Source organism: Nocardia xishanensis NBRC 101358, from assembly GCF_001613365.1.
Taxonomy (GTDB): domain Bacteria; phylum Actinomycetota; class Actinomycetes; order Mycobacteriales; family Mycobacteriaceae; genus Nocardia; species Nocardia xishanensis.
In genome coordinates this window covers 35,271-50,247 of sequence record NZ_BDCF01000038.1, presented here as the reverse complement: position 1 = coordinate 50,247, position 14,977 = coordinate 35,271, and the positions used below count along the sequence as shown (strand labels likewise).

The 14,977-nt window shown below is 68.6% G+C and carries 15 protein-coding genes; 8 read left to right on the top strand and 7 right to left on the bottom strand.

What is annotated here, in order from left to right:
• Positions 1–4 precede the first annotated feature (4 nt).
• The 3 genes from NX1_RS25205 to NX1_RS25195 form a co-directional block, all read right to left on the bottom strand.
• The gene (locus tag NX1_RS25205; RefSeq protein WP_157120043.1) at positions 5–679 is read right to left on the bottom strand and encodes a PhzF family phenazine biosynthesis protein; all 675 of its coding nucleotides are present in this window, start codon (positions 677–679) and stop codon (positions 5–7) included.
• A 163-nt stretch (positions 680–842) separates the two neighbouring features.
• Complete coding sequence (gene ahpD, locus NX1_RS25200) at positions 843–1,382, bottom strand: alkylhydroperoxidase, AhpD family (RefSeq protein WP_068064072.1); 540 nt, start codon at positions 1,380–1,382, stop codon at positions 843–845.
• A gap of 106 nt (positions 1,383–1,488) precedes the next feature.
• Positions 1,489–2,076 (bottom strand): peroxiredoxin, encoded by a 588-nt coding sequence (locus tag NX1_RS25195; protein WP_068064071.1) that lies wholly within the window; start codon positions 2,074–2,076, stop codon positions 1,489–1,491.
• Between the two features lie 110 nt (positions 2,077–2,186).
• Between NX1_RS25195 and NX1_RS25190 the strand changes: the two genes are divergently transcribed.
• The 7 genes from NX1_RS25190 (at position 2,187) to NX1_RS25160 (ending at position 7,787) form a co-directional block, all read left to right on the top strand.
• Positions 2,187–3,095 (top strand): hydrogen peroxide-inducible genes activator, encoded by a 909-nt coding sequence (locus tag NX1_RS25190; RefSeq protein ID WP_068064070.1) that lies wholly within the window; start codon positions 2,187–2,189, stop codon positions 3,093–3,095.
• 57 nt (positions 3,096–3,152) lie between these two features.
• The gene (locus tag NX1_RS25185) at positions 3,153–3,932 is read left to right on the top strand and encodes an MBL fold metallo-hydrolase (protein WP_068064066.1); all 780 of its coding nucleotides are present in this window, start codon (positions 3,153–3,155) and stop codon (positions 3,930–3,932) included.
• Between the two features lie 85 nt (positions 3,933–4,017).
• Positions 4,018–4,560, top strand: a complete 543-nt coding sequence (locus tag NX1_RS25180) for a gamma-glutamylcyclotransferase family protein (RefSeq protein WP_218024181.1) — start codon at positions 4,018–4,020, stop codon at positions 4,558–4,560.
• A 24-nt stretch (positions 4,561–4,584) separates the two neighbouring features.
• Complete coding sequence (locus NX1_RS25175) at positions 4,585–5,175, top strand: TetR/AcrR family transcriptional regulator (protein WP_068064062.1); 591 nt, start codon at positions 4,585–4,587, stop codon at positions 5,173–5,175.
• A 75-nt stretch (positions 5,176–5,250) separates the two neighbouring features.
• The gene (locus NX1_RS25170) at positions 5,251–5,988 is read left to right on the top strand and encodes an SDR family NAD(P)-dependent oxidoreductase (RefSeq protein ID WP_068064059.1); all 738 of its coding nucleotides are present in this window, start codon (positions 5,251–5,253) and stop codon (positions 5,986–5,988) included.
• A complete protein-coding gene (locus NX1_RS25165; protein ID WP_068064058.1) occupies positions 5,988–6,191 on the top strand; it encodes a tautomerase family protein in 204 nt (67 codons plus the stop codon). Before NX1_RS25170 ends, NX1_RS25165 begins: the two co-directional genes overlap by 1 nt.
• Before the next feature lie 201 nt (positions 6,192–6,392).
• A complete protein-coding gene (locus tag NX1_RS25160; RefSeq protein ID WP_068064056.1) occupies positions 6,393–7,787 on the top strand; it encodes a cation:proton antiporter in 1,395 nt (464 codons plus the stop codon).
• Positions 7,788–7,876: 89 nt separating this feature from the next.
• Here the strand turns inward: NX1_RS25160 and speD are convergent, their stop codons facing one another.
• The 4 genes from speD to NX1_RS25140 form a co-directional block, all read right to left on the bottom strand.
• A complete protein-coding gene (gene speD, locus NX1_RS25155) occupies positions 7,877–9,088 on the bottom strand; it encodes an adenosylmethionine decarboxylase (RefSeq protein ID WP_068064054.1) in 1,212 nt (403 codons plus the stop codon).
• Positions 9,089–9,096: 8 nt separating this feature from the next.
• Positions 9,097–10,209: a type III PLP-dependent enzyme gene (locus tag NX1_RS25150; RefSeq protein WP_068064052.1), complete on the bottom strand. Its 1,113-nt coding sequence runs from the start codon at positions 10,207–10,209 to the stop codon at positions 9,097–9,099.
• A gap of 96 nt (positions 10,210–10,305) precedes the next feature.
• Positions 10,306–12,804 carry a DEAD/DEAH box helicase gene (locus NX1_RS25145; RefSeq protein WP_068064050.1) on the bottom strand — a complete coding sequence of 833 codons (2,499 nt, stop codon included), beginning with the start codon at positions 12,802–12,804 and terminating at the stop codon, positions 10,306–10,308.
• Positions 12,805–12,870: 66 nt separating this feature from the next.
• On the bottom strand, positions 12,871–13,803 hold the full coding sequence (locus tag NX1_RS25140; protein WP_068064123.1) for a PAC2 family protein: 933 nt from the start codon (positions 13,801–13,803) through the stop codon (positions 12,871–12,873).
• A 294-nt stretch (positions 13,804–14,097) separates the two neighbouring features.
• Here NX1_RS25140 and NX1_RS25135 point away from each other — a divergent pair, with 294 nt between their 5' ends.
• Entirely contained in the window at positions 14,098–14,805 is a 708-nt protein-coding gene (locus NX1_RS25135) for a DUF5642 family protein (protein WP_245668671.1), read from the top strand.
• Positions 14,806–14,977: the final 172 nt, after the last annotated feature.

The window sequence follows — 14,977 nt, the reverse complement described above, 5'->3', positions numbered from 1 at the left end:
GCGATCAGAGCTCGACGACGGTGTCCGCGACCACCCGTCCGCCGAGGCGCACCCAGCCGTCGGAGTCCCATTCGGTGAACAACTGCGAGCCATGGCCTTGGGTGATGATCAGCCCGCACCGCAGCAGCGCGGTGAGCGCGACGGCCGCCGCGCCGGTGGCCTCGTCTTCCTCGATGCCCATGGTGGGGGCGAACATTCGCGAGCGTATCGCTCCGCGGTGCTCGTCGGTCCAGCACCACAGGTAGTGCGGTCCGCCGGGGAATTCGTCGGGCCGCAGGGTGGTCAGTTCGTCCACGCTGTCGAGCTGGTGGAAGGTGAAGTCCGGCGCCCACTCGCCGCGGGCCTTGATCCAAGTCAGGCCGTCGGCCAGCTCGACGGGCACCGGTCCGGCGGGCAGGTCGAGCACCCGCACGGGTATGCCCTGTTCGGCGAACCACCACGCGGTGCCGACCGACGGATGTCCGGCGAACGGGAGTTCGATGGCGGGGGTGTAGATCCGCATCCTTGCGATCTCGTCGACCGGGTCCTCCACGACGACCGTCTCGCTGTATCCGGCCCGTGCCGCGAGCGCCTGCGCGTCGGCGTCGCCGACATCTTTCGCGCGGGCGATGCCCAGTGGGTTGCCGAGGCGGCCGGTCGCATCCGTGAATACGCGCACCACCTCGACCCGTGTGCCCACGGCTTCCGGTTCCTGTGTGCCCATGCACGCGAGCCTACCGGCTCCCAGTGCTGGCTATCAGCTAGCAAATGTAGCCTTGGTCACTTTCCGCCCGGTCCGCCGAGGTGGGCGAAACGACGACGGCCCCGTCCGACAAGGACGGGGCCGCCAGGTCGTCGTCGCGTCAGACCGACGCGGCGGCGAGCGTCTCGGTGGATTCCACGGCCTGGCCGACGCCCGCCACGATGGCGGCGGCGCGCAGCGACTCGAAGATCACCTCGCGGGAGACGCCTGCCTCGCGCAGGGTGTGCTCATGCGCCTCCAGGCAGTGGGCGCAGCCGTTGATCGAGGAGACCGCGAAGGACCACAGCTCGAAATCGGCCTTGTCGACGCCGGGGGCGCCGATGATCTGCATGCGCAGACCGGCCCGCAGGTCGTCGTAGCGGCCACCGAGGAACGCCTTGCCCCGGTAGAACACGTTGTTCATGCCCATGATCGAGGCGGCGCCGAGCGCGGCGTTGTACGCCTCCGCCGACAGGACGTCGGCGGCTTCCTCGGCGATCTCGCGCAACGTGGTCGCCGACCGGGTCGCGGCCGCCGACGCGAGCAGGGTGCCCCACAGCTGCTGTTCGTTCAGCACGGTGGTGCGCGCGAGCGATGACAAGTTGAGCTTGAGGTCCTTGGCGTACTCGGGGAGGGAGTTCTTCAGGTTCTCAATGCTCATTCGACGTTTCCTCTGTGTGGTTCAGGCCCCGCGCACGGGGATGTTCTCGATGACGCTCCCCGCGGGGGCGGGGAGCGGGATCAGTTGGGGGGTGGGATGTCCCGAATCAGACGCTGGCGGCGAGGAGCTCACCGGCGTTGATGGTCGGATCGCCCTTCTTCCAGTTGCAGGCGCACAGCTCGTCGGACTGCAACGCGTCGAGCACGCGCATCACCTCGTCGACATTGCGGCCGACGGAACCGGCGGTGACCGAGACGAACTGGATCTCGTTGTTCGGGTCGACGATGAAGGTCGCGCGGTCGGCGACGCCGTCGGCGTTGAGCACGCCGGTGGCGGTGGCCAGCTCACGCTTGAGGTCCGACAGGATCGGGAACGGGAGGGTCTTCAGGTCCTCGTGCTGCGCGCGCCACTGGAAGTGCACGAACTCGTTGTCCACCGAGGCGCCGAGCACCTGGGCGTCGCGGTCGGCGAACTCGTCGTTCAGCTTGCCGAACGCGGCGATCTCGGTCGGGCAGACGAAGGTGAAGTCCTTCGGCCAGAAGAAGACGATCCGCCACTTGCCCGCGTGGTCGTCGCTGGTGACCTTGGTGAAGTAGTCGTCAGGCTGCTGAGCGTCGACCTTCGACAGGTCACCGCCGATGACCGCGGTGAGGTTGTACGCCGGGAACTGGTCGCCGATGGTCAGCAGGGCCATGCTTTGTCTCCTCGTCCTTCGTGGGGTTTTGGGCGTGCGGAACGTTCTTTGTGATCTTGCCTAAAGGGCAGTGAAAGGTAAAGGTGATCAGTCGCACTACACTGATAGGCGTGACTGATCAGACTTATCAGCCGACACTCTCGCAGCTGCGTGCGTTCGTGGCGATCGCGGAATACCGGCACTTCGGCACCGCGGCCGCCCGGCTCAATGTGAGCCAGCCCACGTTATCGCAGGCATTGGCCGCGCTCGAAAACGGACTCGGGCTGCAGCTGATCGAGCGCAGCACGCGTCGGGTCCTGGTCACCGCGGCCGGAATGCGACTGCTGCCCAAGGCTATGGCGACGCTGGAGGCGGCGGACCGCTTCCTGGCCTCGGCCACCGGCGACGGGCTCGGCGGCACACTGCGCATGGGGATCATCCCGACCGTCGCGCCATACGTGCTGCCCGGACTGCTGCCCGAGCTGCGCAAGCGGCTGCCCGCGCTGGTGCCGCAGGTGGTCGAGGATCAGACCGCGCGCCTGCTGGAGGGGCTGCGCACCGGCGTGCTCGATGTCGCGCTGCTCGCGTTGCCCACCGAGAATTCGGGGCTGGTGGAGATTCCGCTCTACACAGAGCAGTTCGTGCTGGTGACCCCGCGCGGTCACGAACTGGCGGGCCGCAAGGACATCGCGCCCGCGGTGCTCGGGTCGCTGCCCCTTCTGCTGCTCGACGAGGGACACTGCCTGCGCGACCAGGCTCTGGATCTGTGCCGCTCGGTCGACGTTCACCCCGGCGCCGTCGGCGACACCCGCGCTGCCTCGCTCGCCACCGTGGTGCAGTGCGTGGCGGGCGGACTCGGCGTCACCCTCATTCCCGAGATGGCTGTCCCCGCCGAAACGGCCAGGGGCACACTGGAAACCGCCCACTTCGCCGACCCTGCCCCCGGCCGCACCATCGGCCTCGCCTTCCGTGCCTCCAGCGCCCGCAGAGAAGACTACGAATACCTCGCCGCCATCATCCGCGCGCAGCGGCCGATGTGAGGGAACGCGGGCGGGGCCGGCATTGACCGGGGGCGCGCGGGCTGAGACGCTCGGCGGGTGCGGATTCACCACCTGAACTGCGGGTCGATGGCGTTGGGCATGGTCGACCACTGCCTGTTGATCGAGACGGACACCGGGCTGGTCTTGGTCGACACCGGGTACGGCCTGGACTGCGTGCGGGATCCCGCACGGATGATGGGGCCCGCGCGATTCTCGCTGGGCGCCAAGCTGCTCGAACGAGAGACGGCTGTCCGGCAGATCGAGGGTCTCGGCTACGATCCGGCCGACGTCCGCGACATCGTGCTCACCCACCTGGATCTGGACCACGCGGGCGGGCTGGCCGATTTCCCGGACGCGACCGTGCACGTGCACGGCCCGGAACTGCGCGCGGCGAACTCGGCGAAGGGCCTGTTCGACCGGCTGCGCTACCAGCGGGCGCAGTGGGCGCACCGGCCGAAGTGGCTGACCAACGAAATCGACGGCGGCGCAGAGTGGTTCGGCTTCCGCGCGGTACGCGACCTGCCGGGCCTGCCGCTGGAGATCCTCGTCGTTCCGCTGTACGGCCACACCGAGGGTCACGTCGGCGTCGCGGTCGATACCGGCGACGGCTGGCTGCTGCACGCGGGCGACGCCTTCTACGTGGGCAGCGAGGTCGACCCGGTGCACCCGAGGACGCCGTTGATCTGGCAGCTCATGGAGTTGCGTTCCCTGGGGTCGCGCGATTTCCGGGAGAACCGCGAACGGCTGCTCGAACTCAACCGGGCGCACGGCGGCGAGATCACGGTGTTCTCGTCGCACGATCCCGACGCCTTCGCGCGGCTCGCGGGACGGCGCTGACGCCGGTCCGTCCCGGTCACGGAGCCGCGTCCGCGCCGCCGCCGCTGATACGGCACAGTGGTGGTGACGGCCGAGAGGAGCTGTGGTGCACGTTGTCGATGGTCATCCCTTCGGACGCCTCGAGCGGGTGTCGGCGGCCGAGCATGCGCTCTTCGTCTACGGCACCTTGCAGTTCCCCGAAGTCTTGCGCGAGCTGCTCGGCCGGTGTCCCGACCTGGCGCCCGCAGAGCTGACCGGATGGCGCGCGGCCGCGCTGCCCGGCCGGGTGTATCCGGGCTTGGTGCCGGACGGGCGAGCGACGGTGGGCGGGGTGTTGCTCTCCGGTTTGACTGCGGGGGAGTGGGCGGTGCTGGACGCCTTCGAGGACGACGAGTATGACTTGCGCGCAGTCGTTTTCGACGGAGAACCGGCCGACACCGGTGGGTCCGGCTCGCTGCGAGCGCGCCCTGGAAATTCCGGGGGCGGTGTATGTGTCCCGCCGGGTGTGGTGTGGACGTACGTGTGGACCGCCGACGCGACGTCGGTGGAGTGGCGGGCCGAGGCGTTCGCCGCTGAGCACCTGAGCGCGTTCGCCGTGCGATGCGCGGGCTGGCGACGGACGCGCGACCCCTCGGGTTGCGATTCCTAGACGACCGGTCGTATATTTCCTCGCATGGCACGACCGCGACGCAGTGACGACACCCGCCAGCTCTTGGTGGAGGAAGGCGCCGCCGGGTTCCTGGCCAACGGCTATCACGGCACCGGCATCAAGCAGGTGCTCGACGCGGTCGGCGTGCCGAAAGGCTCGTTCTACAACTACTTCGACAGCAAGGAGAGCTTCGGGCGGGCTGTCATCGACTACCACGCACGCTGTATCCAGCGGAATCTCGCCGAGGCGCTCGGGCCCGCGCCGGATCCGGTGACCGGACTGCGGGCGTTCTTCGCCAAGCAGATGGACGAGTTCGTCGAATCCGATTACACCGGCGGCTGTTTGATCGCCAACCTGGGTGGCGAGCTGGAGGGGAGCGAGACGCTGCGCGAATCGCTGTCCGGCGCGTTCCGCACGTGGCGTGACGGCGTCGCCGAGGCGTTGCGCGAGGCGCAGCGACTGGGTCTGGTGCGCGGCGACATCGAGGCCGAGGAGCTCGCCGACCTGCTGGTCGAGTCGTGGGAGGGCTCGGTCATTCGGATGAAGGTCGACCGCTCGCTCGACCCGCTGCACAAGTGCCTGCGGCGCCTCCTGGACGACTATTTCCGCCCCTGAATTCCGCTGCCCGCTTCGGCGGGCCGCTTCGCACCCATTCCAAGACGACCGGTCGTATCGAAGAAAGGAAACAACATGTCAGCGAAAACGGTCATCGTGACCGGATCCTCCAGTGGGATCGGCCGCGATATCGCCAGGGCGCTGGTTGCCCGCGGCGACAACGTGGTGATCAACGGGCGCGATCCGGACAAGCTCGCCGCCGTCGCCGCCGAGCTCGGCGCGCCCGGCCGCGTCGCCCAGGTGGTCGGCGACATCGGTTCCGCCGCAACGGGTTCCGAGCTGGTTCAGGCCGCGGCCGAGCGGTTCGGCCGGGTGGACGTGCTGGTGAACAACGCCGGGATCTTCGGCGCCAAGCCGTTCGTCGACGTCACCGAAGCTGAGTTGGACGACTACCTGAACGGTAATCTCAAGGGCACCTACTTCACCACCCAGGCGGTGGTGCGCAGAATGCGGGAACAGGGCGGCGGCGGGAGCATCGTGAACATCGGCACCGTGCTGATCGACCACGCGCTCGCCGGGTTGCCCGCGTCCGCGGCGCTGGTCAGCAAGGGCGGAGTGCACGCGCTGACCACGAGCTTGGCGGCCGAACTGGCGGCCGATGGCATCCGGGTCAACCTGGTCGCTCCCGGTATCGTCCGCACACCGTTGTTCGGTGACGGCGACGAAAGGGCGGCGGGCCGTTTGGCTTTGCTCAACCGTATCGGCGAAGTCGCCGAAACCACCGCGGCCGTCCTTTATCTGGCGGACGCCGAATTCACCACAGGACACATCTTCCCCGTCGACGGCGGGTTCATCTCCGGGAGGGCAGCGTAATGCCGTACGTCAACATCAAAGTCACCGACGAAGGCGTCACCGTCGAGCAGAAGAACCGGCTCATCAAGGGCGTCACCGACCTGCTGCAAGATGTGCTGGGCAAGGATCCGGCGAGCACGTTCGTGGTGATCGACGAAGTGGCGCTGACGGATTGGGGCGTCGGCGGGATGAACGTGGCGGACTGGCGCGCACGGAATTCCTGAGGCGGCGCCCGGCGCACGCGATCGGCCCGGACCACGGTTCCGGCCTCGCGTCGCCGGGCGTCTCCGTCTCCGGTGCACCGGACGAAAGCGACGGCACGGTGAGCGGATCAGGCGCAGACTGGAGCACTGCGTTGCGTTACGGAGGATTCTCGCGATCTCACAGTGTCAGTGCACAATCCAGCTCGACGGAGGGGAGCTGCGATGCCATCGCTCTTGCAAATCACCACCCATTTCTTTCTTCAACTCGCGGTCATCCTGGTGACCTATCGCCTGCTCTGGCCGGTGTTCCGCCGGTTGGGCCAAGTGCAGGTGGTGGCCATCATGGTCGCGGGATTCGTTCTCGGACCGTCGATTCTGGGTCTGATCTGGCCCGCGGCCCAGGAATGGCTGTTCCCGACGAAGCTCGCGGTGGGAGGCGCGAGCATCACGCACCCGAACCTGAGCGCGATCTACGTCGTCGGTCAACTCGGGCTGGTGCTCTACATGTTCCTCGTCGGCGCGTCGTTCAAGCTGGACATCCTGTCCTCGCATCTGCGCAAGGCGGGCGCCACCTCGTCCGCGGGTGTCGCGGTGCCGCTGGCGCTCGGCGGCGCGCTCGGCTGGTGGATGGTCGGCGCGGGCGGATACTTCACCGACAAGGTGGAGCCGTGGCAGGGCGGGCTTTTCGTGGCGGCGGCCGTCGCCATCACCGCGTTCCCGATGCTGGCGTGGATCATTTACGACTCAGGTCTGCTGAACACGCGCCTGGGCACCATGTCGCTGGCCTGCGCCGCCGTCGATGATGCGTGCGCGTGGATCCTGCTGGCCACCGTCGTCGCCACCACCAAGGACAGCATGAACGGCGCACTGCTCGCGGTCGGCGGCGGACTGGCCTACCTGCTGTTCATGGCGTTCGTCGCGCGGCGGTTCCTGGCCAAGCTGGAGACCTGGCAGCCCAGACGCGGCGACACCGAGCGCGCGGGCGGGCTGCCGATCGCGCAGCTGTCGGTCGTGTTGCTGGTGGTGCTGCTGGCCAGCTGGTTCACCGACTGGTGCGGGATCTACTCGGTGTTCGGCGCGTTCGTGGCGGGCGCTGTGATGCCGCGCGGCGAGCTGCTCGACACCATCCGAGAGCGTTTCGAGCCGCTGGTGGCCTACCTGCTGCTGCCCGCGTTCTTCATCTACTCCGGTCTCAACACCCAGCTCAGCCTGATCTTCGACCCGGAGGTGCTGCTCGTCGCGGCGATCGTGCTGATCGTCTCGTTCGCGGGCAAATTCGGCGCGGTCGGGCTCGCGGCGCGCTGGCAGGGCATGAGCAGGCGCGAGGCCGCCTCGATGGGCGCGCTGGCCAATGCCCGCGGGCTGATGGAGCTGATCCTGTTGAACATCGGCCTGAGCGCGGGGCTGATCAACGGCGAGCTCTACACGATCCTGGCGCTGATGACGATCATCACGACGTTCGTTGCCACCCCGGTGCAGCGGATCTTCGAACGCGGCGCGTGGAAGGCGGGTCTGGTCTTCGGCCCGGAAGGCGAGCAGCCGAGGCCGGAGACGGCGCGTAAGGAGCCCGGCGGTGAGCCGGACCGCTCCGGCGATCCCGCGCCCGTCACCACCTGACCGCCGGTCTGCGCCCGAAAAGCCGGATCGCACCGGCGCCGAGGATCGAAAATCCTTGGCGCCGATGCGATTCGGCGTATTTCAGCGACCTACTGAGCGGTCGCACGCAGCGCGTGCGGCTCGATGGCGCCGCGCACCAGCGCGCGACCGTCGATGGTCTCCGCGCGGTAGGGCAGGGTGGCCAGGCGGTCGACCATGCCGGGCACCGGATCCTCGATCGCGTCGACGAGGCCGAACAGGAACGACCACTCGTGCTCGTCGCTGCCGTAGTGCACGACCGTGCCGAACTGCTCGTGGAAGCGCTTCCACGACCGCTCGAGGGTCTCGTTGCGCCACATCGTCGCGCAGCCGGCCTGCGCGCTGAGCACGCCGCCAGGGGCGAGCAGCGCTCGACATCGAGACAGGAACTCCGACTCGTAGAGCCGGTTGTGCTGCGCGTCCTCGACCCGCTCGTCGGGCAGATCGATCACGATGACGTCGTAGCGGGTGCCCGCCTGCTGCGCGTTGGCCAGGAAGTCCCAGCCGTCGGCGTAGTGCACCGTGACCGGGCCCTCGCCCGCGACGGCCGCGGCGAGTTCCTCGGTGGTGTAGCCGTAGGGCAGGTGCTCGGCGCACAGCTCGACCTCTAGCTGGTCGATGTCGACGTGGTCGACGTGGGTGGCGCCCGCGGCCACCGACATCTGGCTCGCGACGCCCTCGCCGGAGCCGATGATCAGCACGTTGTCCAGCTTCTCGGCCAGCACGAAGGCGGGCACCATCATCGCCTCGTGGTAGGTCAGCTGGGAGAACTCCGTGGACTGGCGGTCGTCGTCGGAGAACAGGCTGATGCCCTGTTCGGTGCGCGCGATGACCATGTGCTGGAAGGGAGTATTGGTGTCGACGATCACATCGTGCAGATCCCAGATCCGGGTCAGGCCCGCGCCGACCGGCTCCTCGATCTTCTGCGCGCCGTGCCCCCGCTGAATGACCTTCATGCGAACGTCTTTGGGAGACAGCTTGTCCCGCAGCATCTCGACGGCCTTCGTCGCGCCCGCACCGATGCTGCCGCAGGTGAAGACGTCGACGAAGATGTCGCCGGACTCCGGATAAGTGTGAATCGAGGCGTGGGACTCCGACAACAGCGCGAGGACGGTCACCCCCTGCGGATCGAACTTCTTGTGAACGACATCGCAGATGGTGACGCCCGCCGCGATCAGAGACTCACGCAACGCCGATTCGAGTCGTTCGAGATCGTCGCAGAGATCTGCGTCGACACCACCGAACTCGGCCAGCACGTGCCAGCCGGTGAATTCCGCCGTCATAGGCAAACTCACTCTCGCTCAGCGCCCGAGACATGAACGGTCAAGGGCGGAAAACCATTGAAGGACACCGACGAATAGCTCGCGGTATAGGCGCCGGTGTCGAGGATCGTGACGCGATCACCGGCTCGCAACGTGGTCGGCAGAAGGACCCGTGTGCGTTGATACAGTACATCGTCGCCGTCGCAGGTTGGACCGGCGACCACCGCCTCGTCGACGGGGTCTCCGTCGCGTTCGGTGACGAACCGGTAGGCGATGTACTCGTTCTCGGTCTCGGCCATTCCGTTGTAGCGGCCGATGTCGAGATACACCCAGCGCCGTCCGTCCGGTGCGATCCGGACGCCGACGACCTCGGCGTGAATGGTGCCCGCGTTGCCGACCAGCGCGCGACCGGGTTCGACGACCAGTCCGGCGGTCTCGGGCAGGAATTCGGCGGCGGCGGCGTTGACGACCGCGGCGATCTCGCCGAGCGCGGGCGCCGACTCGGCGTAGGAGATCGGCAGCCCACCGCCGATGTTCACCGAGGTGATGTGAATGTCCTTGGCGGCCAACGCTTCCGCGATCTCACCGGCCTGCTGGATACCGATCCGCCACGCCGCGGGATCCAGCTGCTGGGAGCCGACGTGGAAGTAGGGCCCCGACACGACCAGCCCGAGATCGCGGGCCCGCACCAGCAGTCGCAGCGCCTCGGCGGGCGCGCAGCCGAACTTGGTGCCGAACGGGGTGCGCGACTCCGGGGCCGAGCTCAGGAACCGGCACTCGACCTCCGAACCGGGGGCGTGCTCGGCGATGCGCAGCAGATCGTCCTCGGTGTCGAAGGCGAAACGACGCACACCCTTGGCGTAGGCGCGGGCGATGTCGGCGGCCTTCTTGATGGGGTTGCCGTAGCAGAGTTTGTCCGGCGTCACCCCGAGGTCGAGGCACAGGTCGATCTCCCCGATGCTCGCCACGTCGAACTCCGCGCCCTCGGCATCGAGCAGGCTGATCAGCTCCGCCACCGGGCTTGCCTTCACCGCGAAGCGAATGCGGGCCTTGTCCCCTCGGACGGAGACGGCGGCATCGAGCGCACGGTAATTTTCGCGAACTCGCTCGGAGTGGATGACAAGATACGGAGATTCGGGCATAGTTGATCTTTCGCGTGGGCAGCAGCGGAGAGAGTATCAGCGGCCCCTACCCAGATACGAATCCGTCGAAACCGTATCCGAGCCGGGGCGCCCGCCCTACCCTTCGGACACCGTGACCTCGTCGAACACCACCTCGCCCGCGGCGTCGGACTCGGCGAGATCGACCACCGCCTCGATGGCCCAGCCGTGGTCGCCCGCGGGGTCGTCGATGACCTGGCGCACGTGCCAGAAACCGGGACGCTGCTCGATCCGGAACAACTGGGGGCCGCGCGCGTCAGGACCGGTGCCGATGCGTTCGTATTCGGCGAAGTAGGGAGCCAGCTCCTCGGCCCAGTCCGGGCCGATGCCGAGGTCGGCGAGCGCCTCCCAGCGGCGCAGCGCGGCCAGTTCGACGCGGCGGAACATGGCATTGCGCACCATGACGCGGAAGGCGCGCTCGTTGGCCGAGATGGGACGGATGGTCTCCGCGCCGAAGGCGAGCTGCTCGGCGTCGCTCTCCGCGCCGGGGCCGGTGAGCTGCTCCCATTCGTCGAGCAGGCTCGAATCCACCTGCCGGACAAGCTCGCCCAGCCATTCGGTGAGGTCGTCGAGCTCCTCGGTGCGTGCCGCGTCGGGCACGGTGCGGCGCAGCGCGCGGTAGGCGTCGGCCAGATAGCGCAGCACGACGCCTTCCGAGCGCGCCAGCTCGTAGTGCGAGATGAGCTCGGCGAAGGTCATCGAGCGTTCGATCATGTCGCGCACCACGGACTTGGGGGAGGGCGCGAACTCCGAGACCCACGGATGTCCGGCGCGGTAGGTCTCGTAGGCGGGCTCGATCAGCTCGGCCAGCGGCTTGGGCCAGGTGACCTCCTCGAGCAGTTCCATGCGCTCGTCGTAGTCGATGCCGTCGGCCTTCATCTCGGCCACGGCCTCGCCGCGCGCCTTGTGCTGCTGGGCCATCAGCAGCTGGCGCGGGTCCTCGAGGGTCGACTCGATGAGCGAGACCACGTCGAGGGTGTAGCCGGGGGAGTCGCGGTCGAGCAGGTCGAGCGCGGCCAGCGCGAACGGCGAGAGCGGCTGGTCGAGGGCGAAATCGCGTTGCAGGTCGACGGTCAGGCGGGCGTAGCGGCCGGTGGCATCGGGTTCGGACAGCTGCTGGACCACCCCGGCGTCGCGCAGCGCGCGGTAGAGGCGGATCGCGCGCAGGATGTGTCTGCGCTGCGCGGGCCGCGGCTCGTGGTTGTCCTCGAGCAGATGCCGCATGGCATGAAAGCAGTTGCCCGGCCGCGCGATCACGTTCAGCAGCATCGCGTTGGTCACGGCGAAGCGGGACACCATCGGCTCCGGCTGGGCGGCGACCAAACGGTCGAAGGTCTCCTCGCTCCAGGAGACGAAGCCCTCCGGCGGTTTGCGGCGCTGGACCTTGCGCTGCTTCTTGGGATCGTCACCGGCCTTGGCGAGCAGCCGGGCGTTCTCCACCTCGTGCTCGGGGGCCTGGACGACGACGGTGCCCATGGTGTCGAAGCCCGCGCGTCCGGCCCTGCCCGCGATCTGGTGGAACTCGCGGGCCTTGAGCCTGCGGGTGCGCACACCGTCGAACTTGGTCAGTCCGGTCAGCAACACGGTGCGGATCGGGACGTTGATGCCGACGCCGAGAGTGTCGGTGCCGCAGACCACTTTCAGCAGTCCCTCCTGGGCGAGCCGCTCCACCAGCCTGCGGTATTTCGGCAGCATGCCCGCGTGGTGCACGCCGATGCCGTGCCGGATCAGCCGCGACAGCGTCTTGCCGAAGCCCGCCGCGAAGCGGAAGTCGCCGATCGCCGCCGCGATGGCGTCCTTCTCCGCGCGGGTGGCGAAGTTCACACTGGTCAGCGCCTGCGCCCGCTCCAGTGCCGCGGCCTGGGTGAAGTGCACCACGTAGACGGGGGCCTGGTGGGTGGTGACCAGTTCCTCGAGCGTCTCGGTGATCGGCGTGCGTACATACGAAAAGGTCAGCGGCACCGGGCGTTCGGAGCCCGCCACGATCGCGGCGCCGCGGCCGGTGCGCCGCTCCAGGTCGCGTGCGAAGAAGTCCACCTCGCCCAGGGTCGCCGACATCAGCAGGAACTGGGCGCGCGGCAGCTCCAGCAGCGGAACCTGCCAGGCCCAGCCGCGGTCCGGGTCGGCGTAGAAGTGGAACTCGTCCATCACCACCTGGCCGACGTCGGCGTTCGCGCCCTCGCGCAGCGCGAGGTTGGCCAGGATCTCGGCGGTGGCGCAGATGATCGGGGCGTCGGCGTTGACCGCCGCGTCGCCGGTGACCATGCCGACCTTGTCGGCGCCGAACACCTCGCACAGCGCGAAGAATTTCTCGCTGACCAGCGCCTTGATCGGGGCGGTGTAGTAGGTGCGCTGGCCCCTGGTCAGCGCGAACAGATGCGCGCCGACCGCGACCAGTGACTTACCGGAGCCGGTGGGCGTGGCCAGGATGACGTGGGATCCGGACGCCAGCTCCAGCAGCGCCTCGTCCTGCGCGGGATACAGCGGAGTGCCCTGCTCGGCGGCCCACATGCCGAACGACTCGTAGAGCGCGTCGGCGTCGGTTCCTGGAATGTCGAGCAGTTCGGTCAGATCCACTCCGACCAGCTTAGGGCAGGCGTCGTCGACGGCCGTCACCGCGATCGGGCCACCGCGGCGCCCGCGTCAGATGTTGTCGCCGTCGTAGCCGCCCTGTTCGGCGAGGAAACGCTCGAATTCGGCGCCCAGTTCGTCACCGCTCGGCAGCTCGCCGTCGCCCGCGAGCAGGCTGGACTGGCGTTCCTGGGAGGTGACGAAGCTGTCGTACTGGCGCTCCAGAGCGCTGACCACCGTCTCGACCTCGGAGTTGCCCGCGATGTGCTCGTTGACCTGCTCGCGCACCCTCGCGGCGGCCTCGCCGAGGGCGGCGAGCGGCAGCTCCAGGCCCGCGTTCTCGGCGACGTTCTCCAGCAGCGTCTGCGCGGCCTCGGGGTACGCGGTCTGCGCGAGATAGTGCGGCACGTGCACGGAGAACCCGACCGACTCGTGACCGTGCTGGGCCATCCGGAACTCCAGCAGCGAGGACGCGCTGCCCGGCACTTGCAGCTCGCCGGGCCAACGCTGGTGCTCGGAGATCAGGTCGCGATTGGACGAGTGTGCGGTGACGCCGAGCGGGCGGGTGTGCGGAATGGCCATCGGAATGGCGCTCAGGCCGATGCTGCGGCGTACGCCGAGTTGTTCGGCCAGCAGCCGCACCGCCGTGGTGAACTTCTCCCAGCGCAGATCCGGCTCGATACCGGAGAGCAACAGGAACGGGGTGCCCGCGGTGTCGCGCAGCGCCCACAGGTTCAGCTCGGGGTCGGCGTAATCGGCGAAATGATCGGTCTTGAACGTCATCAGCGGACGGCGCGAGCGGTAGTCGAGCAGCTCGTCCACGTCGAACGAGGCGACCAGTTCGCTTTCCAGGCTCTCGCGCAGGTGCGTTGTGGCCAAGCGGACAGCGTGCCCGGCGTCGGTGAAGCCTTCCAGCCCGTGTACGAGGACCGGACCCGCGCCGTCGGCGGACGACAACTGCGGAGCGGGGAACTCCAGCTCGTACATTCGCGACTCGTAGTCCATCGCGTACTCCTTCCTGCGCGGTCCACCGCGGCCGCCGATCGAGGGCAGCACAGCGGGGAACCCATGTCTATTGTCCCCCATGGCGATGACACGTACCGCGCACGGTGCGGACACCGACCCATAGAACGAGCCAACAGCGCCCGAACCCCAGGCATTCCCGGCCGGTTCGACACCGGTATTCCCTCGTCATGGCGGGTTACACCGCACAGCGCGCCGAGCGATACGCCCTGCTCGGGGCGGGCCGTCGGCGTGGCGGCGTGGAAGCGGAAACCCGCGTTTGGCACAGTGGGCCGTGTGACTGTGCTGGCGTCGAAGGGACGCGCGCGCGTGCTGAGCGCCTGCGCGTCGGCCGTGTGCGCGCTGACGCTCGCGGGCTGCGGATCGCTCGTCGGCGGAAGCCCGGTCGCGGCCCACCAGACGACCGTCCGGCACATCGAGGCGGGATTGACCACGCTGCTGCCCGGCCCGGCGCAGTTCCCCGGGCGCTATCCGGCGGTGGTACTGCCCCCGGAAGCGGCGGCCCAGGCGGCGGGTGACCTGAACGGCGTGACCCGTGGCGCGACCGTGCGGCCGGACGGATGCGCGCCCGCCGAGCAGCAGTTCGGCCCCGACCACACCGCCATCGCGGTCGGCGCCGACGAGGTGTCCCGCGCTACGCTGACCGTTGAACTCACCCGGACCCGGCAGCCGCTTTCCACACTGCGCGAACAGGTCCGGCGGTGCGGCCAGGTACGTGTCTCCCGCGCCGGCGCGACCACGACCGTGTCGACCGAACTGGTTCCGGCGCCGCTTATCGATGCCGACGACATACTGGCGCTGCGCCGCACGGTGGCACCCGACGTCGGCGGACCCGGTCTGACCCAGCACATGCGGACGCTGATCGGACAGCTGGGCGATGTGCGAATCGCGGTGACGTACATGACATTCGGCGAGGAGCCCGCGGACAGCGCGGCGCTCGACGAGCTGTTCACGACGTCCGTGCGGAAGGTGCGCGAGGCCTGACGATCGGCCTGCGGAGCCGGTGACCGGGTTGCTTGCCGAGCCGGTCTGGGGGACAAGATGATTCGCGTCGTCTCCGGCGATGCAACAGGCTTTCACGGAAGGGCGCGGCACGGGCGTCGGCCCGATACTCGCGGGGTCCGACATCGCGCGCCGCCGGACGTCGGCCCGCCCT

Excerpts from the sequence above, each read along its gene's own strand:
- NX1_RS25195 (WP_068064071.1), bottom strand. The coding sequence starts at position 2,076 with ATGGCCCTGCTGACCATCGGCGACCAGTTCCCGGCGTACAACCTCACC.
- NX1_RS25165 (WP_068064058.1), top strand. The coding sequence starts at position 5,988 with ATGCCGTACGTCAACATCAAAGTCACCGACGAAGGCGTCACCGTCGAG.
- NX1_RS25160 (WP_068064056.1), top strand. The coding sequence starts at position 6,393 with ATGCCATCGCTCTTGCAAATCACCACCCATTTCTTTCTTCAACTCGCG.
- ahpD (WP_068064072.1), bottom strand. The coding sequence starts at position 1,382 with ATGAGCATTGAGAACCTGAAGAACTCCCTCCCCGAGTACGCCAAGGAC.
- speD (WP_068064054.1), bottom strand. The coding sequence starts at position 9,088 with ATGACGGCGGAATTCACCGGCTGGCACGTGCTGGCCGAGTTCGGTGGT.
- NX1_RS25170 (WP_068064059.1), top strand. The coding sequence starts at position 5,251 with ATGTCAGCGAAAACGGTCATCGTGACCGGATCCTCCAGTGGGATCGGC.
- NX1_RS25140 (WP_068064123.1), bottom strand. The coding sequence starts at position 13,803 with ATGGACTACGAGTCGCGAATGTACGAGCTGGAGTTCCCCGCTCCGCAG.
- NX1_RS25175 (WP_068064062.1), top strand. The coding sequence starts at position 4,585 with ATGGCACGACCGCGACGCAGTGACGACACCCGCCAGCTCTTGGTGGAG.
- NX1_RS25150 (WP_068064052.1), bottom strand. The coding sequence starts at position 10,209 with ATGCCCGAATCTCCGTATCTTGTCATCCACTCCGAGCGAGTTCGCGAA.